The following is a 21,228-nucleotide window of genomic DNA, read 5'->3' on the forward strand; positions in this document are numbered from 1 at the left end:
GAAAAGCGGGATTTGCCAGGGAAACAGCAAGCACGCCAGCTTCACTCGATCTGTGTGGGCGGCTCTCTGTGGGCGATTTGGATGCCAATGCAAGCGCATTGACGCTGTTGCGAGGCCCGATCAGGAGACGTCCTTATAATCGGGGGGAGATTGTATCGAAGAAATGCGGGGAGTTGGTCGAGTTTAATGACTTTTATTAGGCATCCGGTCAGATGCTCAACATCGCCTGAGCGCGTGCGCGTGGGCGCTGCTGTTCGACCCGGGCGCTGGCAGGCAGTGGCTGGTGCAACCAGTTGAGACGGATTTCCTCGATTTCCACCCAGCCGTCACCCATTGGCTGCAGGCTGCACTGTTTGAAAGCCTGGCAATGGCCGTTGCGGTCGAGCAGGGCGAAGCTGCGGTGCAGCGGGCGTGGAGCGAACAACGAGATCAGATAGCGCATGGCAGTGTTCCTTTTGGGGATCTGTGAGGAAGCTTGTCAAAACGCCGTGACGCGAACGTGTATGGGGGGTGAAGAATGTGTGACAGGAACCGCTGGCAGCGGGTTTTGTCTGAGATTTCAGTGCTGGTGACCCACAGTGGCCCACCGCTATACTGCCGGCCTGTCTGTGCCTGATTCTGGAGAGAAGAGCATGTTGCAACGCCTGTTGTTCGGTTTGATCACTGTGACCAGTTTGACCCTGGTTGGCTGCGCCCACAGCCCGCAACAACTGAGCCCGGAACCGAAGCTGACCACTCAGCTGGCACCGGTCGGCCACGGCCAGCCTGTCGTGGTTCGCGTCGTGGACGGTCGTCCGTCGCCAACCCTTGGCACCCGTGGCGGTCTGTACCCGGAGACCAGCGCCATCACCGTGCAGCGCGAGCAGATCCTGCCGAAGTTGCAGGCCCAGGCCGAAGCGGCCGTGCGTCTGCTGGGCTTCACCCCGTCCAACGGCGCGATGAATGCTCCACAGCTGACCGTGACCCTGACTGAACTGAAATACCAGTCGCCGAAAGAAGGCATGTATGTGACCGAAGCCACCATCGGCGCGACATTCCGCTCCGACGTGCAGAGCGGTAACCGTCGCTACAGCGGCCGTTACGGCGCGTCGCTGGACCAGCGTTTCGGCATGGCGCCGAATCAGGAAACCAACACCAAACTGGTCAGCGACGTGTTGAGCGATGCGCTGACTCGTCTGTTCAAGGACCCGAGCATCGGCCAGATCCTGGCGGAATAAGCCTTTCGTCAGATCCGCAAAGCCCGGGGTCAGTGATGGCCCCGGGCTTTTTCGTTCAGGCGGCCTGGGAATAGAAATCGAGGACGCTGACGCCTGTGAACAGATCGGTCTCGGGCAAGTCCGCGTGCTGGTGCCCGCCGAGGGCGCAGTACACGAGCCAGTGACGATCCTGAACATTGAAGGCCAGGCTGCCGACGAGGGTCTGCTGTTCGTCGGACGGAGAGATGAGGTACAGGCGATCCTGGTTTTCAGCGTGAAGCATGTCGCGTTCCGTGTCGGTTTCGAGGCGCGCAGGGTGACTGAAACAAATGACGATGCCGTGACACAGGACAGCCATCGGTCGATTGACGGGTTATTTGTCGCAAAGGGTAGGGCAGTCGGGGAGTGTTTCGGTAGAATCCGCGCCGCGGTCGTCGGTCTGGCGTTCGCCAAACCGGTCTAGATTGAGGTCTGTGATGTCGCTGCACTTGATGACGCTGTTTACCGCCCATCCCGCCAAACTGATCAACCTGCTGGCCCTGCTGTTGGCCTTCCCCGGCGGTTGGCTGCTGCATGCGACCCGTCGCCGTGAACAACGGGCCATGGCCAGTATCGCGGCCCAGCGTCAGCAGAAGCCTGATCAGGAGCCGGTGCTCGATTGGGCGACCCTGCGCATGAACCGCTTTTTCTACCGCTTCGGTTTCGCCTGCCTTGGTCTGGCGTTATTGGTGTCCTGGATCAGTACCCGCTTCTGAACGAAAAACGGCGCCCGAAGGCGCCGTTCCTGTATCTGGCCGATACCGCTTACAGCGGCAGTCCAGCCTTGACCCGGTACTGATTGCGCACCGGCGTCGCATATTGCAGCACCAGATACGGACGATGCTCCTCGGGGCAGGCGTCCAGACGGTTCTGCCATTCTTCCTGGGCCTTGGCCAGTTCTTCGGCACCGAACACTTCGGCAGCCTTCGGCACGTTCAACTGCGGATCGGCATCGGCCCACTGTGCGTACGCCAGGTAATGCACCGGGAACAGCCGGTAGCCGCCGAGAATCTGCTTGTCCATCTCGACCGCCAATTGCTTGGTGTCTTCGAACAGCTCGGTGATCGGCGCGGCGAAGTTCACGTGCACCCGGCCCTTATAACCGGTGATGCCCTTGGCGATGCTCACGTCATCCTCGCCCGGCGCCTTGCTGTAGGTGCCGGTGGTGGCGCGGATATATAGCTCGCGGGCCTTGGCCTGATCGCACGGATCGTATTCGTAGCTGATCGACACCGGGGTCAGGTTCAGCGACCGGATGACCTCGCCGAACGGCTCGTCCTTGCGGCTCATGTGGAACATCTTGAGGATCGCCGACTCGGTACGGTCGTCACCGTCCTTCGCGCGGCCTTCGGCCTGGGCGATCCAGATCGAGGCGCAGTCGTTGCGGATCGAGTGGTTGATATAGGCCGACAGCAACTGGTACGCGGCCATTTTCTCCCGGCGCCCGGTGATCGAGCGGTGCACGATGAAGCTCTTGTTCAGGCGCATCAGGTCGCTGACGAACGGCTTTTGCAGCAGGTTGTCGCCAATCGCGATACGCGGCGTCGGCAGGCCCGCGTGGTACACGGCGTAGTTGACGAAGGCCGGATCCATCACGATGTCGCGGTGATTGGCGATGAACAGATAGGCGCTGCCGGACTTGAATTGCTCGACACCGGTGTAGGTCACGCCATCGGTGGCGCGCTCGATGGTGTGGTCGACGTAGAACTCGACCTTGTCCTGCAATGTGGCCACGGAGGTCACGTCGGCAAACTCACGACGCAGCCGATGGGCTATAAGTGGTTTGAGCATCCAGCCGAAGGCACCGGCAAAACGCGGGAAGCGGAAGTGGGTGAGGATATCTAGAAACGCCTTGTCGCCGAGCAGTCGCGCCAGTACCGCAGGTACTTCGCTGTCGTCGTAAGGTCGGATGGCATCGAATTCGCCCATCATGCTCTCTTGTTGGAAACGGCTAGGGTAAGTAAAGGTTTTGATCGAAAACCAACGGGGCACGGTCTGAAAAAGTAGCCAGACAAAAATAGCCCTGCAAATAGACCGGCGATTATACGCACAAGTCACCTGGGAGACCGCGATGCTGGAAAGCGCAGTATATGAATGTCCGTATTGTGGTGAAGAGGTCGAGACGACCGTGGATCTCTCCGGTGGCGACCAGACCTATATTGAAGACTGTCAGGTGTGTTGTCGGCCGATCACCTTTGTGTTGCAGGTCCATGGAGAGGACTGGTTTCTGGAAGTCTTCAGCGAAAACGAGTGAGGCGCGCCCATGCAGCGAATCTACGAGCCGGAAAACCTGATGGAAGGCGAGATGCTCAAGGGCATGCTTGCCAGCGAAGGCATCGAGGCGCACCTGGTCGGGCGCGATCTGCTGGGCGGTACGGGCGAGTTGCCGATCTTCGGCCTGTTGGGCCTGTCGGTGGATGACGACCAGGCGGAATACGCCCGCGAGCTGATCAGTGCGTACAATGCCGCGCTGCCGCTGCCCGGCGATGAACCGGACAGCTATCCCGGGACGCTGGTCTGTTAGGCTGGCGTTCGTTTTATTTGTGAGTCGTGTTGCCCCATGTGTGGACGTTATGCCCTGTTTCGCTGGAACCGCGATTTCGCGAACCTGCCCGGTTTTCCTGCCGACCAGCAGGCGCAGTGGAACATTTCCCCCAACGATTCGGTATTGATGCTGCGCGCCGAACCCGACGGCCAGCGCGCGCTGGCCCGTGCCCGTTGGGGGCTGACACCGCCGTGGCTGACCGATCTTTCTCGCACGCCGGCCCACGCCCGGGCCGAAACCGTCGCCGAGCAACCGATGTTCCGTGAGGCCCTGCGCCTGCGCCGTTGCCTGTTGCCGGCCAACGGCTTCTACGAATGGCGCGGCACCACGCGCAAGCGTCCGTACTGGCTGACGCCGGGGGAAGGTTCTTCGTTGTTTTTTGCGGCGATCTGGGAAGCGTATCCGGTGCAGGAACAAGTGTGGCTGAGCACGGCGGTCATCACCCAGCCTGCGGCCAGTCAGCGCAGACCGTTGATTCTTGATGAGGCCGGGCAGGAAGCGTGGCTCGATCCCGAAACGCCACTGCATGTCCTGCAGGGTTTGCTCGCTAGCGAGCCCGCCGCCTTGCGCGAGCGGGTGCTGGCGAATCTGGTCAATGATCCGAAGCTCAACGGGCCGGAGTGTTTGACCCCGGCCTGATTGATCAGACCTTGAACTGATTGATCAACCGCCGCTGCTGCTCCGCCAGTTTGGTCAGATCGGCACTCGCCGAACTCGACTCATCCGCGCCACCGGCCACTTCATTGGCCACCTGACCGATATTGATCACGTTGCGGTTGATATCGTCCGCCACCGCGCTCTGTTCTTCGGCGGCGCTGGCGATCTGGGTGTTCATGTCGTTGATCACCGACACTGCCTGAGTGATGGTCTCCAGCGCCTCGGCGGCCTTGGCCGCGTGCTGCACGCTTTCATCGGTGCGGTTCTGGCTGTCTTCCATGACCCGCACCACATCGCGGGTGCCCTGTTGCAGTTGCTGGATCATGCTCTGGATTTCTTCGGTGGCCTGCTGGGTTTTCTGCGCCAGATTGCGCACCTCATCGGCCACTACTGCAAAACCGCGTCCCTGCTCACCGGCACGGGCGGCTTCAATCGCCGCGTTGAGGGCCAGCAGGTTGGTCTGCTCGGCGATCCCGCGAATGGCGATGAGGATCGCGTTGATGTTTTCGCTGTCCTTGGCCAGCGTCTGCACCACATCCACGGCCTTGCCGATTTCCACGGCCAGCACGCCAATCGAATTGGAGGTGTCGCGCACGATCTGCATGCCTTGCGCCGCTGCCTGATCCGCATGGCTGGCGGCTTGCGCCGCCTGGGTCGCGTTGCGCGCCACGTCCTGGGCGGTGGCGGTCATTTCCTGCACGGCAGTGGCGACCTGATCGATTTCTGCCATTTGCTTCTGCACGCCGATGTTGGTGCGGATGGCGATATCGGCGGTGTGCTCCGAAGAGTCGCTGACGCTCTGCACCGAAGTCACCACTTGGGTGATCATCGCTTGCAACTTGGCCAGGAAGGTATTGAAGCCCTTGGCGATCGAGCCCAGTTCGTCATTTCGGTCACTGCTCAAGCGACGGGTCAGGTCGCCTTCGCCCTGAGCGATGTCATCAAGCATGGTCACCATTTGCTTGAGCGGTCGGGCGATGCCGTGGCCCACCAGCCAGATCACCAGCAGGCCGAGGCCGGCGATGAGCAGGCCGACCATGGCCATGCCGAACGTGTCGGATTTGCGCTGGGCGTCGAGGTCGCCTTGCAGCTTTTGCAGATCGGCCATCACCGCGTCGAGCGGCAGTTGCAGCATCAGCGTCCAGCGCGCGTCGGTCTGGCCGATGCCGAACGGCAGGTACAGCTCGATCCGGCCTTGCTCTTTATTGACGGAATAGGTCACTTCGCCGCGCTTGAGGTTGGCCATGTTGGCAATCTGCTGGGCGTCGAGGATATCGCTGACCTTCTCGCCGAATTTGCTCGGGTCCTTGGTGTAGGCGACGATCCGGCCGTTGCCGCCGATCAGGGCCATTTGCCCGGCGCCGCTGTACAGCTTCTGGTTGGCGCCCAGGAGCATTTCCTGGATGAAGTTCACCGACAGGTCGGCGCCGACGATGCCCTGGAAGGCGCCGTTGAGCATGATCGGTTCAATAAAGGAGGCGAGCATGACGATCTTGTCGCCGACCTTGTACGGGGCGGGATCGATCACGCAGGATTTTTTGGTTTCTTTCGAGCACAGGTAGTACTCGCTGGCGCGTATGCCGGTGGACAGGACTTTCTGGTCATCGACGTCCACCAGTTTGTCCAGGCCGAGGGTGCCGTCGTCGTTGCGGAACCACCATGGCAGGAAGCGCCCGTTGGCAGGGTCGATACCGACCACACTAGTGCCGACGAAAGCCGCGTCATTGTGATCCAGCGCGTTCTTTTCCCAGCCGATGTAGGTGCCGAGAATCTTCGGGTTCTTCTCGACGTTTTCTTTGATCAGGCTGATCAGTTGCTCGCGGCTGACGGTCAGTCGCGGCTGGCCATCGGCGCCCGGCGTGCCGAGCAGGGCGTTGACCCGCACCAGTCCGCCGGCGATCAACAGCGGCGCTTCCAGTTCGCGCTGGATCTGGCTGACCTGGGTCTGTGCCAGCGAGGTCAGGCGCTGTTCGATGACTTGCTCGAACTGGGCCTGGGTCCGTTGCTGGACCATTTCCTGGGTGCGGGCACCGGAGAACAGCGCATACAGCACCAGCGCGGCGACTACGCTGAGTACGATGGCGCCGGCCAGGGCGGCCACGGAAAACTGGATCGACTTGAACTTCATGGGAGCTCCGCACGCGAGAGGACGTCTGCGCTGTTGTATCGGCAGCCGCTATTGCGTCATGAGGTTGCGGCCGAGTAATTGCAGGCGGATGTCGCAAATGGACCCGTGCGCGACGCGGATGCGCAGGGTTTGTCGGTGGGTATGAATTTTTTCCTACAGGTCAGAGGGCGTTTTCTGAAAGTGCGTGCAACACGTCCGTTGCATCTGGCGTCGATACAATTACCCGCCTAGGATACGCGGCAGGTTTTCAGGGAGCTTTTGAATGAACAAGACATTGGTTGTAAGTGCACTGAGCGCGGCGCTGTTGCTGGCCGGTTGTCAGTCGGTCAACACCACCAGCGGCGGTGCCGTGGGCGTGGAGCGCAAGCAGTACATGTTCAGCATGCTGTCCTCGCAAGAGGTCGACCAGATGTATGCCCAGTCCTATCAGAAGACCGTGGGCGAAGCGTCCAGCAAAGGCGTGCTGGACAAGACCAGCAACGATGCCAAACGCATTCAGGCCATCGCCAACCGGCTGATCGCCCAGGCACCGAATTTCCGTCCGGATTCGGCGCAATGGAAGTGGGAAGTGAACCTGATCAAGAGCGACGAACTCAACGCCAACTGCGGTCCTGGCGGCAAGATCATTTTCTACACCGGGCTGATCGACAGCCTGAAACTCACCGACGATGAAATCGCTGCGGTCATGGGCCATGAAATCGCCCACGCCCTGCGCGAGCACGGTCGTGAAGCAATGTCCAAGGCCTATGGCATCGAAATGGCCAAGCAGGGCGCCGGTGCGTTGCTCGGTCTGGGTCAGGACAGCCTGGCGCTGGCTGACACCGTGGCCAACTACGGCATGACGCTGCCCAACAGTCGCGCCAACGAAAACGAAGCCGACCTGATCGGCCTGGAACTGGCCGCACGTGCCGGCTACAACCCGAATGCCGCGATCACCCTGTGGAACAAGATGAGCAAGGCGTCCGAAGGTGCACCGCCAGAGTTCATGAGCACTCACCCGGCGTCGTCCAGCCGGATCGCTTCCCTGGAAGCGGCAATTCCGAAGGTCATGCCGCTGTACGAGAAAGCGCCCAAGTCCTGAAACAATGATCGCTCCCGCACTGAGTGCGGGAGCGTTCTGCCGGATCAAACCCAGCCGCTGCTCTGCATCGCCTTGTACACCGCAACGATCGCCAGGATCAGGAACGCCGAGGCGGCCAGTCGACGGATCAGGGTCAACGGCAGTTTCTCTGCTGCAAAATTACCCGCCAGTACCACCGGCACGTTGGCGATCAGCATGCCCGCCGTGGTGCCGATAATCACCAGCCACAGCTCCGGGTATTGCGCGGCCAGCATCACCGTGGCGATCTGGGTCTTGTCGCCGATTTCCGCCAGGAAGAACGCGATCAGCGTGGTCAGGAATGGCCCGAACTTGCGGGCGGTGCTGGCTTCATCGTCATCCATCTTGTCCGGCACCAGCGTCCACAGGGCGGTGGCGGCGAAGCTCGCGGCGAGAATCCAGTGCAGGACGGAATCCGAGAAGAAGCTGCCGAACCAGGCGCCAACCGCACCGGCTGCTGCGTGGTTGGCCAGGGTTGCAGCGACGATACCGGCAATGATCGGCCAGGGTTTGCGAAAGCGTGCGGCGAGAATCAGCGCGAGCAGTTGCGTCTTGTCGCCGATTTCGGCCAAGGCAACGATTGCGGTGGGAACGAGTAACGAGTCCAGCATCAGGATTTCCTAAGGGGCGGGTCGACACGGCTATGACACGTACAGCCTTCCCGCCCCGGGTAAGGTGTGCGTGTCATAGGTCTTGTCAAACCCTGCGATCCGTCTGCTGCGGACGCTTGGGTCGCATACGCCATGATCTGAGGATCAAGTATGTTGACGTATGCCGGACGAGCTTGGCGCTCGTGGGAGACTACTCCCCTAGGACGGAGCGGATTCTGCCTAGGCCGAATCCATTCGGCAAGTGCTAATTTTTAGCCGCGCTTGGCCCGGTAAATCCGGAAACCATTGCCTTCGGCCTTGATCGCGCAGACCCCGAGATGCTCTTCGATCAACGGTTGATACTTCAGGAAGCTGTTCGCAACCAGGCGCAGTTCGCCGCCGTTTTTCAGATGTTTGGCCGCTTTTCGCAGCAAGTTCTCGGTGGCGAAATAGTCGGTGTGAACGCCGACATGGAACGGCGGATTGCTCAAAATTGCGTTCAAGCCCATCGGTGCGGCGTCGATGCCGTCACCGGTCAGCACCTCGGCTTCCAGACCGTTGGCCGCCAGAGTCAAACGGCTGCTGGCGGCAGCGAAGGCGTCAACATCGAGCAACGTGACCTGATTGTGCGGGTAACGACGCTTGACCGCCGCGCCGAGCACGCCGGCGCCGCAACCGAAGTCCAGCAAATGTCCGCTCGGCAGTTTGTCCAGGTGTTCCAGCAGCAGGGCACTGCCGCGATCCAGTCGGCCGTGGCTGAACACGCCCGGCAGGCTGATGACCTTCAATGGGCCTTCGGCCAGCGGCAGTTCGTAAGTCTGCGCCAGGCTTTCCAGTGGTTTGGCTTGCGGGGCATTGGCCACGGTCACTTGCCACAATTGGCAATGGCGCGCGCTGTCGAGCTTGCGCGGCTTGCCGAACGGGTTGAGCTGTTTGGACGCGCCTTCGATGCCGCTGCGCTTTTCCCCGACCAGATACACCTCGCGCCCGGCCAGACGCGAAGCCACGGCATTGAGGATGTAATCGGTCAGGTCCTTGGCCTTGGGCAGGAACACCACGGCGCTGGTGAATTCGCGTTCCGGCACGTTTACGCCAAAATGGCTGCGACCTTCGAAACGCGCATCGAGTGCGGCCTGATCGCCGGCGTGCCAGCACCATCCAAACGCGTCGGGCAGACGCCCCAGCAAATCATCGGCAGGCAAACCGGCCAACAATACCGAACCCTGGAATAACTCGGCCTGACGAAGCAGTACTTCACTGCGCGGATCCATAACTGCTCCTGTGAAAAAAAGTGCCGCAGTTTATCAACTGACGACCCGCAGCGCCTTACCGCTGTAGAACGCCTGGGTGTTTTCCACCAGTTGGCCGACGATTCGTTGCCGCGCTTCGCGGCTGCCCCAGGCGTTGTGCGGCGTGACGATCAGGCGTGGGATGTCGACCGCCAGCAGCGGATTGCCGTTGGTCGGTGGTTCGATGCTCAGCACATCGGTGGCCGCGCCGCCCAGATGACCGCTGCGCAGGGCATCGGCCAGGGCCTGTTCGTCGATCAGCCCGCCACGGGCGGTATTGACCACGAAGGCGCCGGGTTTCATCGCGGCGAGTTCGCGGGCTCCGATGAAATGCCGGGTATGTTCGTTGAGCGGGCAGTGCAGGGTCAGGGCGTCGATCTGTGGTAGCAATTCTTCCAGCGGCAGGCGATCTGGACGGGCCGGGCGCCCCGGAATCTGCCCCAGCAACACGCGCATGCCGAAGGCTTCGGCCAGTCGCGCGACTGCGCCGCCGAGTTCACCGTGTCCGAGCAAACCCAGGGTTTTGCCTTCCAGCTCGACGATCGGGTAATCCAGCAGGCAGAACTGTTTCGCTTGTCGCCAGCGGCCCTCGCCGACGGCTTTTTGATAATCGGCCAGGCGCGTGGCGAGGTTGAGCAGCAGCATGATCGTGTGCTGCGCCACTGACGGCGTGCCGTAACCCTGACAGTTGCACACGGTGATGCCGTGGGCGCGGGCGGCGGCCAGATCGACGTTATTGGTGCCGGTGGCCGTGATCAGGATCAGTTTCAGCTGTGGGTTGGCGGCCATGGCGGCGGCGTCGATCAGGACCTTGTTGCTGATCGCCACGGTCGCCCCTTGCAGGCGGTCGCTCACTTGCCCAGGCAACGTCTGGGGGAACAGTTGCAGATCGCTGAAGCAGTCACGCAAAGGGCTCAGATCGAGATCGCCAAGATCCAGCGACGGGTGATCGAGGAATACGGCGCGGTGGGCGTTCGTCATCAACTGTACCTGTTGTGCTTTGAAGGGAAGGCGTAATCTGCCGAGCCTACCAGATGAAACAACTCGTTACGCTTGGCCGAAAGGAGCCCCCATGTACTGGACCGAATTCTTGACCGTTGCCCTGATCCACCTGTTGGCCGTCGCCAGCCCCGGTCCTGATTTCGCCGTGGTGGTGCGCGAGAGCGTGACCCACGGGCGTCGCGCCGGCACCTGGACGGCATTGGGCGTGGGCACGGCGATTTTCCTGCACGTCGGTTATTCGCTGCTGGGGATCGGCCTGATCGTTTCCCAATCGATCGTGCTGTTCAACGCTCTGAAATGGGCCGCCGCCGCTTATCTGCTGTACATCGGTTTCAAGGCCCTGCGTGCGCAACCGGCGAAAACCGTGACCGATGATCTGCACAAAGAGGCCGGCGAGCGCACCGCACGTGGCGCCTTCACCTCAGGCTTCGTGACCAATGGCCTGAACCCGAAAGCCACGCTGTTTTTCCTGTCGCTGTTCACCGTGGTGATCAACCCGCACACGCCACTGGCAGTGCAGGCCGGTTACGGCATTTACCTGGCGGCTGCGACTGCAACCTGGTTCTGCCTGGTGGCGATGCTGTTCAGCCAGCAGCGCGTGCGTGCCGGTTTCGCCCGCATGGGCCACTGGTTCGACCGCACCATGGGCGCGGTGCTGATCGCCATCGGCGTGAAACTCGCGTTCACCGAGATGCATTGATCCTTCTGAGCTGTCATCTGTTTCGGCAAATGCTGGCGCAAAGCTAGCATTTGTACGGCTCTGCAAATCATTCCTTTGGCTGATTTGGCTGACGTATAACGGTTCTAGAGTACGAAACTCCAAAGCCAACACCGTGCAGTCAGAAAAGGGATTCTTATGTTGCAGACTCGCGTTATTCCGCCCGCCGAAGGGGCGTACCAGTATCCACTGCTGATTAAACGGCTGCTGATGTCGGGCGCCCGTTACGAGAAAACCCGCGAGATCATCTACCGTGACCAGTTGCGCTACAGCTACCCGACCCTGATCGAGCGGGTCGCGCGGCTGGCCAACGTGCTGACGGCGGCCGGCGTAAAGGCCGGTGATACCGTGGCGGTGATGGACTGGGACAGCCATCGCTACCTCGAATGCATGTTTGCGATCCCGATGATCGGCGCGGTGATCCACACCATCAACGTGCGCCTGTCGCCGGAACAGATTCTCTACACCATGAACCACGCCGAGGACCGCTTCGTGCTGGTCAACAGCGAGTTCGTCGGGCTTTACCAGGCCATCGCGCCACACCTGGCCACGGTGGAGAAAACCCTGCTGCTGACCGATCTGCCGGAAAAAAGCGCCGATCTGCCGAACCTGGTGGGCGAGTACGAGCAACTGCTGGCGGCGGCGAGTCCGCTGTACGACTTCCAGGACTTCGACGAAAACTCGGTCGCCACCACGTTCTACACCACGGGCACCACCGGAAATCCGAAGGGCGTGTACTTCACCCATCGGCAACTGGTGCTGCACACCATGGGTGTGTCGACCATCATGGGCGCCATCGACAGCGTGCGGCTGCTGGGCACCAACGACGTGTACATGCCGATCACCCCGATGTTCCACGTGCATGCCTGGGGCTTGCCGTATGTGGCGACCATGCTCGGGCTCAAGCAGGTTTATCCGGGGCGTTACGACCCGGAATTTCTGGTCGAGCTGTGGCGCAAGGAAAAGGTCACGTTTTCCCACTGCGTGCCGACCATCCTGCAGATGGTGCTCAACGCCAAGGGCGCGCAAGACACCGATTTCGGCGGCTGGAAAATCGTCATCGGTGGCAGTGCGCTCAATCGCACGCTGTATGAAACGGCCAAGAGCAAGGGCATTCAACTGACGGCCGCGTATGGCATGTCGGAAACCGGGCCGTTGGTCTCTTGCGCGCATTTGAACGATGAGTTGATGGCGGGCACCGAAGACGAGCGCACTACTTACCGGATCAAGGCCGGCGTGCCGGGACCGTTGGTCGAGGCGGCGATCATCGACAGCGAGGGCAATTTCCTCCCGGCCGACGGTGAAACCCAAGGCGAACTGGTGCTGCGCGCACCGTGGCTGACCGAAGGCTATTTCAACGAACCGCAGAAGGGCGCCGAGCTGTGGGCCGGTGGCTGGTTGCACACCGGTGACGTCGCCACGATCGACAGCATGGGCGTGATCGACATCCGCGACCGGATCAAGGACGTGATCAAGACCGGCGGCGAATGGATTTCCTCGCTGGATCTCGAAGACCTGATCAGTCGCCATGTCGCGGTACGTGAAGTAGCAGTCGTGGGCATTGCCGATCCACAGTGGGGCGAGCGTCCATTTGCCTTGCTGGTGGTCCGCGAAGGGCATGCCATCGGGGCGCGCGAGCTCAAGGAACACCTCAAGCCATTCGTTGAATTGGGGCACTTGAGCAAGTGGGCGATCCCGAGCCAGATCGCGCTTGTTACTGAAATTCCCAAGACCAGTGTCGGCAAGCTCGACAAGAAGCGCATCCGCCTCGACATCACCGAATGGCAGGCCAACAACAGCACCTTCCTCTCGACGCTCTGAGCGTCCGCTGGCGCGCCGAAAACGGCGCGCCAGACCCACCAAGCAAGCGCTTGGCTTGTGAAATCCGAATTTTCAGCCATCCTTGCCGTGCCGACATGTGTCGGACTGGCGAAAGGACTGTTCCAGAGTGGCCGGCAGCTGCAAATCACACTTTAGAGGGATCAAGCAGTACCCCCTGCTGGCTATAGTCCGCTCAAGGATTTTTAAGAACGGGGCACACGCACTAACGGGGCGATGCAACATTGAAGCGATTTCGGTAAGCCTCTGGCGCCCGGTCCTTCAGGCGTTTTTAAAAGTACTCACTGCCATAACAATAATGCACATGGAGTAGCGTCGATGACCTCAGTAAACCAGTTCTGGCGCCGGGCAAAGCTGCCTCTGGCCGTCAGTCTTGCTTCTTCGCTCGCCGGGCCCGCTTTCGGCGTCAGTTTCAACGTCGGTGAAATCGAAGGCCAGTTCGACTCCTCCCTGTCGATCGGTGCCAGCTGGTCCACCCAGAGCCCGAACAAGAACCTCATCGGCGTCAACAACGGCGGCCACGGTCTGTCCCAGACTTCCGACGACGGCCATGCCAACTTCAAGAGCGGCGAGACCTTCTCGAAGATCTTCAAGGGCATCCATGACCTCGAGCTGAAGTACGGCGACACCGGCGTGTTCGTCCGTGGCAAGTACTGGTACGACTTCGAACTGAAGGACGAGAGCCGCGAGTTCAAGGACATCAGCGACAGCAACCGCAAGGAAGGCGCCAAGTCCGCCGGCGGTCAGATCCTCGACGCCTTCGTCTACCACAACTACGCGATCGCCGATCAGCCAGGCTCCGTGCGTCTGGGCAAGCAGGTGGTGAGCTGGGGTGAAAGTACCTTCATCGGCGGCGGCATCAACTCGATCAACCCGATCGACGTTTCCGCGTTCCGTCGTCCGGGCGCCGAGATCAAGGAAGGCCTGATCCCGGTCAACATGTTCTATGTGTCCCAGAGCCTGACCGACAACCTGTCGGCCGAAGCCTTCTATCAGCTCGAGTGGGACCAGACCGTCGTCGACAACTGCGGCACGTTCTTCTCCCAGCCGGACATCATTGCCGATGGCTGCACCGACAACCTGCGCGTGCTGAACAAGCGCTCGCAGATCCCGGCCATTGCCCTGGGGCCATTGGCGGCCAACGGCGTCAACGTCAATGAAGAAGGTGTGCTGGTGCCGCGCGGCGCCGATCGCGATGCGCGCGATAGCGGCCAGTGGGGCGCGTCCCTCAAGTACATGTTCGAACCGCTGGACACCGAGTTCGGTGCCTACTTCATGAATTACCACAGCCGTGCGCCGATCTTCAGTGCCACTGGCGCGCCGCAATCGGTCTACAACGGCGTGGCCGCATTGCCAGGTCCGTTTCAGGCGCTCGGGCCTCTGCTGGTCGCCGGCAATTCGAAGTACTTCGTCGAATACCCAGAGGACATCCGCCTCTACGGTCTGAGCTTCTCCACCACCCTGCCTACCGGTACGGCGTGGAGCGGTGAGATCAGCTATCGCCCGAATGCGCCGGTACAACTGAACTCCACGGACATCCTGTTCGCCGGTGTGCGTCCATTGGGCGGCCCGTATGCCAACGCTTCGCTGCTCAATGGTGTGCCAGGCCAGGATCTGCATGGCTACGAGCGCAAGGAAATCACTCAACTGCAAACCACCTTCACGCACTTCTTCGATCAGGTCATGGGCGCTAGCCGTCTGACCCTGGTGGGTGAAGTGGGCATGACTTACGTGGGCGGTCTGGAAAGCCGGTCCGACAAGCGCTATGGCCGTGATCCGGTCTTCGGCCCGGGCGAATTGCCAGCCACCGGTACCACCAACACCTGCGTGAACATCCTCAACAACGGCACCATCAATGGCGCCGGACCTGGCTCACCGCAGAACAACCGTAGTCGCAATTGCGACAATGACGGTTTCACCACGTCGATGTCCTGGGGTTATCGCGGTCGTGCGATCTGGGAATACAACGATGTGTTCGCCGGCGTGAACCTCAAGCCGAACGTGGCCTGGTCCCACGACGTCAGCGGCTACTCGCCAGGCCCTGGCGGCAACTTCGAGGAAGGTCGCAAGGCTGTCAGCCTGGGTGTCGATGCCGAGTACCAGAACACCTACACCGCGAGCCTGGCCTACACCAACTTCTTCGACGGCAAGTACAGCACCGTGGATGACCGCGATTTCGTGGCGCTCAGCCTCGGCGTGAACTTCTAAGCACTGCATTTTCAGGACGAACGAATTTATGAAAATAACAAAAAGTCTGTTCCACGCCGGTGTTCTGGGCCTGTCGCTGCTGGCGACCGGCGTCATGGCGGCGGTGCCTGCCGCCGAAGCGGACAAGCTGGGCAAGAGCCTGACCCCGATGGGCGCCGAAATGGCCGGTAACGCGGACGGCTCGATCCCGGCCTGGAAACCGATGCCGAAGAATGCCGGCACCGTCGACAGCAAAGGCTTCCTGTCCGACCCGTACGCCAGTGAAAAGCCGCTCTTCACCATCACCAAGCAGAACGTCGATCAGTACAAGGCCAAGCTTGCGCCGGGTCAGTACGCGATGTTCCAGCGTTACCCTGACACCTTCAAGATGCCGGTCTATCCGTCTCATCGTGGTGCCACCGTGCCGGATGAGGTATTCGCCGCCATCAAGAAGAACGCCACCACCACGACCCTGGTGTCGGGTGGCAACGGCCTGGAAAACTTCGATATCGCCGTTCCGTTCCCGATTCCGAAAAGCGGTGTGGAAGTCATCTGGAACCACATCACCCGCTATCGCGGCGGCAGCGTGACCCGTCTGGTGACCCAGGCCACGCCGCAACCGAACGGCTCGTTCAGCCTGGTGTACTTCCAGGACCAGTTCGTATTCCGCGACAAGATGAAGGACTACGATCCGGCGAACCCGGGCAACATCCTGTTCTACTTCAAGCAGAAAGTGACTGCGCCGGCACGTCTGGCCGGTGGTGTGCTGCTGGTGCACGAAACCCTCGACCAGGTGAAGGAACCGCGTTCGGCGTGGGTCTACAACGCCGGTCAGCGTCGTGTGCGTCGCGCACCGCAAGTGTCCTATGACGGCCCGGGTACCGCGGCGGACGGCCTGCGGACTTCCGACAACCTGGACATGTTCAACGGCGCACCGGACCGTTACGACTGGAAACTGATCGGCAAGCAAGAAATGTACATCGCCTCTGACAGCTACAAGCTCGACGATCCGAAGCTCAAGTACGCCGACATCATCAAGGCCGGGCACATCAACCAGGATCTGGCGCGTTATGAACTGCGTCGCGTCTGGCACGTGACCGCGACCCTGAAGGAAGGTCAGCGTCACATCTATGCCAAGCGCGACTTCTTCATCGACGAAGACACCTGGCAAGCGGCGGTGATCGATCACTACGACGGTCGTGGTCAATTGTGGCGCGTGGCGGAAGCTCACGCTCAGGACTACTACAACGTTCAGGTACCGTGGTACACCCTGGAGACCCTTTACGATCTGCAGTCCGGCCGTTACCTGGCGCTGGGCATGAAGAACGAAGAGAAGTCGGCGTATGACTTCGATTTTACCGCCACCACCAGCGACTTCACTCCAGCCGCTCTGCGTCAGGATGGTGTTCGCTAAGCTCCTGTAAACCGAGGCCGCATCCTCGTGAAAACGCCCCGACAGGTTCGGGGCGTTTTTTTGTCTGTCGCTTTTTCCGTAGCCTTTTTGTAGCCATTTGTAGCAACGACCTTCATAACTGCTCCGTTTAAGGCTAGTCTGCGGGCATCTGCTACGCCGCCAACAGCCCTACGAACAAGAGCCGGCCATGACTGATCTGTCCCCACTTCCGGGTCCCGCAAGCGTTGCCGTCGCGGCACTGGACGGACGTTTTTTTCGCCCGCCATTACCCGATGGCTACGTGCTGCGACCCCGTTTGTGCGAACGCCTTGGCGCCGGACTCGGAGGGCGCCTGTTGCTGGTCAGCGCTCCGGCCGGGTTCGGCAAGAGCTCGCTGGCGGTGGAGTTCTGTCAGAGCCTGCCGGCGCACTGGCAAAGCCTTTGGTTGGGGCTGAGCCCGCGGGATAACGATCCGGGGCGGTTTCTCGAACGACTGCTCGAAGGCCTGCAGGACTACTTCCCGGAACTCGGCAGCCGCGCACTGGGGCTGCTGAAAATGCGTCAACGCCATCAACCGTTTGCCTTCGAAGAATGGCTGGACGGCCTGTTGGATGAGTTGACGCTGCATCTGCAACCCACGGCCCCGCTGCTGTTGGTACTGGATGATTACCATCTTGCTCAAGGGCCGGTGCTCGATCGTTGCCTGCAGTTTTTCCTCAATCATTTACCGGACGGCCTGGTGGTCATGGTCACCAGTCGGCAGCGCCCGGACTGGCACCTGGCCCGTCTGCGGCTGTCGCGCCAATTGCTGGAACTGCACGAACAGGATCTGCGCCTGACCCACGACGAAGCCCTGGCACTGCTTGATCGTCACAGCAGTTCCCTGCGCGGTGAAGCGCTGGAAAACCTGATCCAGCGCAGCGAAGGCTGGGTGGCCGGCCTGCGCTTCTGGCTGCTGGCAATTTCCGAAGTCGGCACCGAGTCGGCGTTGCCGCAAGCGCTGAACGGCGGGGAAGGGCTGATCCGCGAATACCTGCTGGAGGAAGTCATCGATTGCCTGCCCGCCGAGGTGCAGGCGTTTCTTTATGACACCGCACCGCAGGAGCGCTTTTGCAGCGAGTTGTGTGACGCGGTGCGCGAGGCCCATGACAGCGCCGAAATCCTGCGTTTCCTGCTGGCGCATCAGGTGTTCCTGGTGCCGCTGGACGAGCACGGGCACTGGTACCGTTATCACCACCTGTTTTCCGACCTGTTGCGCAGCCGGCCTATCGCCCGGGCACTGGTCCCCGCCGCGACGCTGCATCTGCGCGCCTGCCGCTGGTTCAACGCCCAGGGCCTGCTGGATGAAGCCGTCGAGCAGGCCTTGCGCGCGGGGCATCTGGACGTCGCGGCCAATCTGGTACAAAACCTCTCCGAGGAGCAACTGCTGGCCGAGCAGAATGTCGGCATGTTGCTGCGCTGGAAAATGGACTTGCCTGATAGCCTGCTGATCAGCACCCCGCGCCTGATTGTGTTGTACAGCTGGGCGTTGGGGCTTGCCTGTCAGCTCGACGCGGCCGAGGAGCTTGCCAGTCACCTAAGCCGGTTTCTGCCTGCACCCTCGGCTACCGCACAGAAATCGATGCTGGCCCAATGGCTGGCGCTCAAGGGCATCATCGCCCGTGGGCGAGGCCATCGCGAGCAGACCATCGAGTATTGCAGCGAGGCACTGGAAAGCCTGCCGGCCAAGCGCTATGGCCAGCGCCTGATGTGCTTGTCGACCTTGTCCAACCTGGCAATTGCCGACGGCGATCTGTGGCGCGCACGGGGTCTGAACCGCGAGTCGCTTGAGCTGGCGCAGCGGGTCGGCAATCCCTTGTTCGAGGCGTTGGCGCATTATGATCGTGCCCGCGTCCTGCAGGCGCGCGGCGAAATCCTGCGCGCACTCGATGAAGTGCGCCAAGGGCTGGAGCGCCTGCGCGGATTGTCTGCACAGCGTTTGTACGCCGTGCGTGCGCGACTGACGCTGTACGAGGGTTTTCTGCTGGCCATGCGGTTGCAGCCCGAAGCGGCGCGCCAGCGATTACAGACGGGTTTGAGCGAAGCTCGGGCCTGTCGGGATATCAGCGTGTTGATCGGCCATTGCGTCATCGCCCGACTTGACGGCAGCAGCGGCGACTACGCACGGGCCTTCGCCGAGCTGGCCGAAGCCGAACGCCTGATGCACATCTGGGACGTCCCGCCAATCTACTATCTGGCGATGATCACCCTGGTCAAATGCGAATTGTGGCTGGCGCAGGGGCGCATCGATCTGGCCGAAGCGTGGCTGGCACGACTGGGGCAGACCTACACGGGCGAACGTGCAGCGGCTCCGCCGGAGTTTCATCCGCAGCTGCCGTTGCATGTCGAGTTGCAGCAGGCGTTGCTGGATGTCATTCAGGGGCAGCCGATGCTCGCTGAAGGGCGGTTGAATGTCCTCCTGGAAAACGGTCAGCAGACCGGGAGGCAATTGTTGAGCGTGATGGCGTTGACGCAAAAGGTTTCACTGCTGCTGGCCGGTGGCCGCGAACCTGAGGCCCGCAAGGCTTTGGCTCAAGCATTGGAAGCGGCGTCCGGCGGTGTCCTGCAGCCTTTCGATCTACTGATCAAAGAGCATGCAGACTGGTTGCGCGGGCAACTGTCATTGACTGCACCGGCAGCCGTCGGTCAGCAATTGCTTGAGCAATTCCCTCAGACCCAGGCTCGCCCCACTGCGGAGTCTGCCGCTACCGAACAGCTCAGCAGCCGCGAACTGGCGGTGCTGCGTCTGATCGCTCAGGGTTGCTCGAATCAGGAAATCAGCGATCAACTGTTCATCTCTCTGCACACCGTGAAAACCCATGCCAGTCATATCAACAGCAAGCTGGGTGTGGAGCGGCGCACGCAGGCGGTGGCGCGGGCGAAAGAGTTGGGAGTGTTGAACTGAATCTGCTGTTTTGCGCTGTGTCGTCATCCTGCGAGCCAACAACGTAAAATGGCGCAAATCAGCCTTTGCGCATTGTTTCGAATGCCTTTTCAGGATCCCCCATGACCGCTGCAAATCCCGCGCTCATTCGCGAAACCTTCCCCGTCGGCCCGCTCCAGTGCAACTGCACGATCATCGGCGACCCGATCACCAAAAAAGCCATCGTCGTTGACCCGGGCGGCAATCCTGACCTGATCATGGCCCGCGTCGATGCGCTGGGCCTGAAAGTGGTCAGCATCATTCACACCCACGCGCACCTCGATCACTTCCTGGCTTCCGGCCAGATGAAGGAGAAGACCGGCGCCACCTTGCATCTGCACAAGGAAGACCAGTTTCTCTGGGACAACCTCGAAATGCAGTGCCAGATGTTCGGCGTGCCCTACACCCCCGTGCCGTCACCGGATCGCTGGTTGAGCGACGATGAAGAGCTGGCCTGTGGCTGTGGCGTGGCACTGCACACACCGGGGCATACGCCAGGTTCCATGAGCTTCTGGTTTTCCGAGGCTAAGCTGTTGATTGCCGGCGACACGTTGTTTCGTCGCGGAGTAGGGCGCACGGATTTGTGGGGCGGCGATCAGGCGACCATCGTGCGATCGATCAAGCAGCGGCTGTACACCCTGGATGAAGACGCGACTGTCGTGGCCGGGCATGGTCCGGATACGCGTCTTGGAGATGAAATGCGCGAGAACCCGTTTGTGCGTGCCTAAACATTTTGTCACGGGTGTGCAGCGGAATTTTTGTGCATTGTCATGATCCAACGCCCGCACGGGCCAGTTGCCAATGGCCGCTGCACCACAGAATGCAAAATGTAGGAGCTCTCCATGTTCACCACGCGTCGTTTGATTATTGTCGCTACTGCCGTGGCCGTTTTGTCCGGCTGCGCCTCGCCCAACCCGTATGACAATCAGGGTCAGGCCGACGGTGGCTCCCAGGGCATGAGCAAAACCGCCAAGTACGGTGGCCTCGGAGCACTGGCCGGCGCGCTGGCCGGTGCCGCCATCGACCACAACAACCGCGGCAAGGGAGCGCTGATTGGCGCAGCTGTCGTCGGTGCCTCGGCCGCCGGTTACGGCTACTACGCCGACCAGCAGGAGAAAAAGCTGCGCGCCAGCATGGCCAACACCGGGGTTGAAGTGCAGCGTCAGGGCGATCAGATCAAGCTGATCATGCCGGGCAACATCACCTTCGCCACCGATTCGGCGAACATCGCTCCCAGCTTCTATCAGCCGTTGAACAACCTGGCCAACTCGCTCAAAGAGTTCAACCAGAACCAGATCGAAATCGTCGGCTATACCGACAGCACTGGCAGCCGTCAGCACAACATGGACCTGTCCCAGCGTCGTGCGCAGAGTGTGGCGACCTACCTGACGTCGCAAGGTGTCAGCGGTGCCAACCTGAGCGCCCGCGGTGCCGGTCCGGATAATCCGATCGCCAGCAACGGTGACGTCAATGGCCGCGCGCAGAACCGCCGCGTCGAGGTCAACCTCAAGGCAATCCCGGGCCAGCAGTACGGTGGCCAGCAACAGCCGGGCACCGTTCAGCAATACCCGTAACCGTCAGGTA

20 protein-coding genes, 1 pseudogene and 1 riboswitch are annotated in these 21,228 nt (G+C 61.1%); of the genes and pseudogenes, 13 read left to right on the forward strand and 8 right to left on the reverse strand.

The genetic code is table 11. From position 1 onward, the window contains the following. Positions 1-208: 208 nt before the first annotated feature. Positions 209-442, reverse strand: a complete 234-nt coding sequence (locus AC1MDC_RS10795) for a hypothetical protein (protein ID WP_039766297.1) — start codon at positions 440-442, stop codon at positions 209-211. Between the two features lie 190 nt (positions 443-632). On the opposite strand from AC1MDC_RS10795, the gene AC1MDC_RS10800 reads away from it, so the two are divergent. After that, positions 633-1,217: a YajG family lipoprotein gene (locus tag AC1MDC_RS10800; RefSeq protein ID WP_085684758.1), complete on the forward strand. Its 585-nt coding sequence runs from the start codon at positions 633-635 to the stop codon at positions 1,215-1,217. A gap of 55 nt (positions 1,218-1,272) precedes the next feature. Here AC1MDC_RS10800 and AC1MDC_RS10805 read toward each other — a convergent pair whose 3' ends face one another. Next, positions 1,273-1,479 carry a hypothetical protein gene (locus AC1MDC_RS10805; RefSeq protein WP_480392990.1) on the reverse strand — a complete coding sequence of 69 codons (207 nt, stop codon included), beginning with the start codon at positions 1,477-1,479 and terminating at the stop codon, positions 1,273-1,275. Between the two features lie 193 nt (positions 1,480-1,672). On the opposite strand from AC1MDC_RS10805, the gene AC1MDC_RS10810 reads away from it, so the two are divergent. Beyond that, a complete protein-coding gene (locus tag AC1MDC_RS10810; protein ID WP_227233515.1) occupies positions 1,673-1,951 on the forward strand; it encodes a hypothetical protein in 279 nt (92 codons plus the stop codon). Between the two features lie 49 nt (positions 1,952-2,000). Here AC1MDC_RS10810 and AC1MDC_RS10815 read toward each other — a convergent pair whose 3' ends face one another. Beyond that, on the reverse strand, positions 2,001-3,167 hold the full coding sequence (locus AC1MDC_RS10815) for a 1-acyl-sn-glycerol-3-phosphate acyltransferase (protein ID WP_085700868.1): 1,167 nt from the start codon (positions 3,165-3,167) through the stop codon (positions 2,001-2,003). 139 nt (positions 3,168-3,306) lie between these two features. Between AC1MDC_RS10815 and AC1MDC_RS10820 the strand changes: the two genes are divergently transcribed. From AC1MDC_RS10820 to AC1MDC_RS10830, 3 genes are read left to right on the forward strand one after another with little or no spacing between them, the layout of a single operon-like run. After that, positions 3,307-3,489: a CPXCG motif-containing cysteine-rich protein gene (locus tag AC1MDC_RS10820; protein WP_007951671.1), complete on the forward strand. Its 183-nt coding sequence runs from the start codon at positions 3,307-3,309 to the stop codon at positions 3,487-3,489. 9 nt (positions 3,490-3,498) lie between these two features. Beyond that, positions 3,499-3,759, forward strand: coding sequence for a putative signal transducing protein (locus AC1MDC_RS10825; RefSeq protein WP_085684752.1), 261 nt, complete (start codon positions 3,499-3,501; stop codon positions 3,757-3,759). A gap of 36 nt (positions 3,760-3,795) precedes the next feature. Then, positions 3,796-4,419, forward strand: coding sequence for an SOS response-associated peptidase (locus tag AC1MDC_RS10830; protein WP_085700867.1), 624 nt, complete (start codon positions 3,796-3,798; stop codon positions 4,417-4,419). A gap of 4 nt (positions 4,420-4,423) precedes the next feature. On the opposite strand, the gene AC1MDC_RS10835 is transcribed toward AC1MDC_RS10830, so the two are convergent. Further along, positions 4,424-5,266: a methyl-accepting chemotaxis protein gene (locus AC1MDC_RS10835; RefSeq protein WP_416383550.1), complete on the reverse strand. Its 843-nt coding sequence runs from the start codon at positions 5,264-5,266 to the stop codon at positions 4,424-4,426. Positions 5,267-5,278: 12 nt separating this feature from the next. Further along, a pseudogene (locus AC1MDC_RS10840) lies at positions 5,279-6,565 on the reverse strand (methyl-accepting chemotaxis protein); the annotation flags it as partial. A 262-nt stretch (positions 6,566-6,827) separates the two neighbouring features. Between AC1MDC_RS10840 and AC1MDC_RS10845 the strand changes: the two are divergent. Beyond that, positions 6,828-7,646, forward strand: a complete 819-nt coding sequence (locus AC1MDC_RS10845; protein WP_085700865.1) for a M48 family metallopeptidase — start codon at positions 6,828-6,830, stop codon at positions 7,644-7,646. A 44-nt stretch (positions 7,647-7,690) separates the two neighbouring features. On the opposite strand, the gene AC1MDC_RS10850 is transcribed toward AC1MDC_RS10845, so the two are convergent. The 3 genes from AC1MDC_RS10850 to AC1MDC_RS10860 form a co-directional block, all read right to left on the reverse strand. After that, a complete protein-coding gene (locus tag AC1MDC_RS10850; RefSeq protein ID WP_007956837.1) occupies positions 7,691-8,275 on the reverse strand; it encodes a TMEM165/GDT1 family protein in 585 nt (194 codons plus the stop codon). Between the two features lie 87 nt (positions 8,276-8,362). Then, a riboswitch (yybP-ykoY riboswitch) is annotated at positions 8,363-8,487 on the reverse strand. 39 nt (positions 8,488-8,526) lie between these two features. Then, positions 8,527-9,525 carry a methyltransferase gene (locus AC1MDC_RS10855; protein WP_480392991.1) on the reverse strand — a complete coding sequence of 333 codons (999 nt, stop codon included), beginning with the start codon at positions 9,523-9,525 and terminating at the stop codon, positions 8,527-8,529. 33 nt (positions 9,526-9,558) lie between these two features. Then, complete coding sequence (locus AC1MDC_RS10860; protein WP_227233511.1) at positions 9,559-10,524, reverse strand: 2-hydroxyacid dehydrogenase; 966 nt, start codon at positions 10,522-10,524, stop codon at positions 9,559-9,561. Positions 10,525-10,615: 91 nt separating this feature from the next. Between AC1MDC_RS10860 and AC1MDC_RS10865 the strand changes: the two genes are divergently transcribed. From AC1MDC_RS10865 to AC1MDC_RS10895, 7 genes are all read left to right on the forward strand, one after another. Next, the gene (locus AC1MDC_RS10865; protein ID WP_085700862.1) at positions 10,616-11,245 is read left to right on the forward strand and encodes a LysE family translocator; all 630 of its coding nucleotides are present in this window, start codon (positions 10,616-10,618) and stop codon (positions 11,243-11,245) included. A gap of 156 nt (positions 11,246-11,401) precedes the next feature. Next, positions 11,402-13,084: a fatty acid--CoA ligase gene (locus AC1MDC_RS10870; RefSeq protein WP_266200954.1), complete on the forward strand. Its 1,683-nt coding sequence runs from the start codon at positions 11,402-11,404 to the stop codon at positions 13,082-13,084. Positions 13,085-13,420: 336 nt separating this feature from the next. Then, positions 13,421-15,310 (forward strand): DUF1302 domain-containing protein, encoded by a 1,890-nt coding sequence (locus AC1MDC_RS10875; RefSeq protein WP_085700860.1) that lies wholly within the window; start codon positions 13,421-13,423, stop codon positions 15,308-15,310. Between the two features lie 28 nt (positions 15,311-15,338). Then, positions 15,339-16,703, forward strand: a complete 1,365-nt coding sequence (locus AC1MDC_RS10880; protein ID WP_480392992.1) for a DUF1329 domain-containing protein — start codon at positions 15,339-15,341, stop codon at positions 16,701-16,703. A 187-nt stretch (positions 16,704-16,890) separates the two neighbouring features. Then, positions 16,891-19,626, forward strand: coding sequence for a winged helix-turn-helix domain-containing protein (locus AC1MDC_RS10885; RefSeq protein WP_480392993.1), 2,736 nt, complete (start codon positions 16,891-16,893; stop codon positions 19,624-19,626). A 101-nt stretch (positions 19,627-19,727) separates the two neighbouring features. Beyond that, positions 19,728-20,372 (forward strand): MBL fold metallo-hydrolase, encoded by a 645-nt coding sequence (locus AC1MDC_RS10890; protein ID WP_085701791.1) that lies wholly within the window; start codon positions 19,728-19,730, stop codon positions 20,370-20,372. A 114-nt stretch (positions 20,373-20,486) separates the two neighbouring features. Next, positions 20,487-21,218 (forward strand): YiaD family glycine zipper/OmpA-like lipoprotein, encoded by a 732-nt coding sequence (locus AC1MDC_RS10895; RefSeq protein WP_085700856.1) that lies wholly within the window; start codon positions 20,487-20,489, stop codon positions 21,216-21,218. Positions 21,219-21,228 lie beyond the last annotated feature (10 nt).

The sequence above is a fragment of the Pseudomonas sp. 1 genome, from assembly GCF_056626735.1.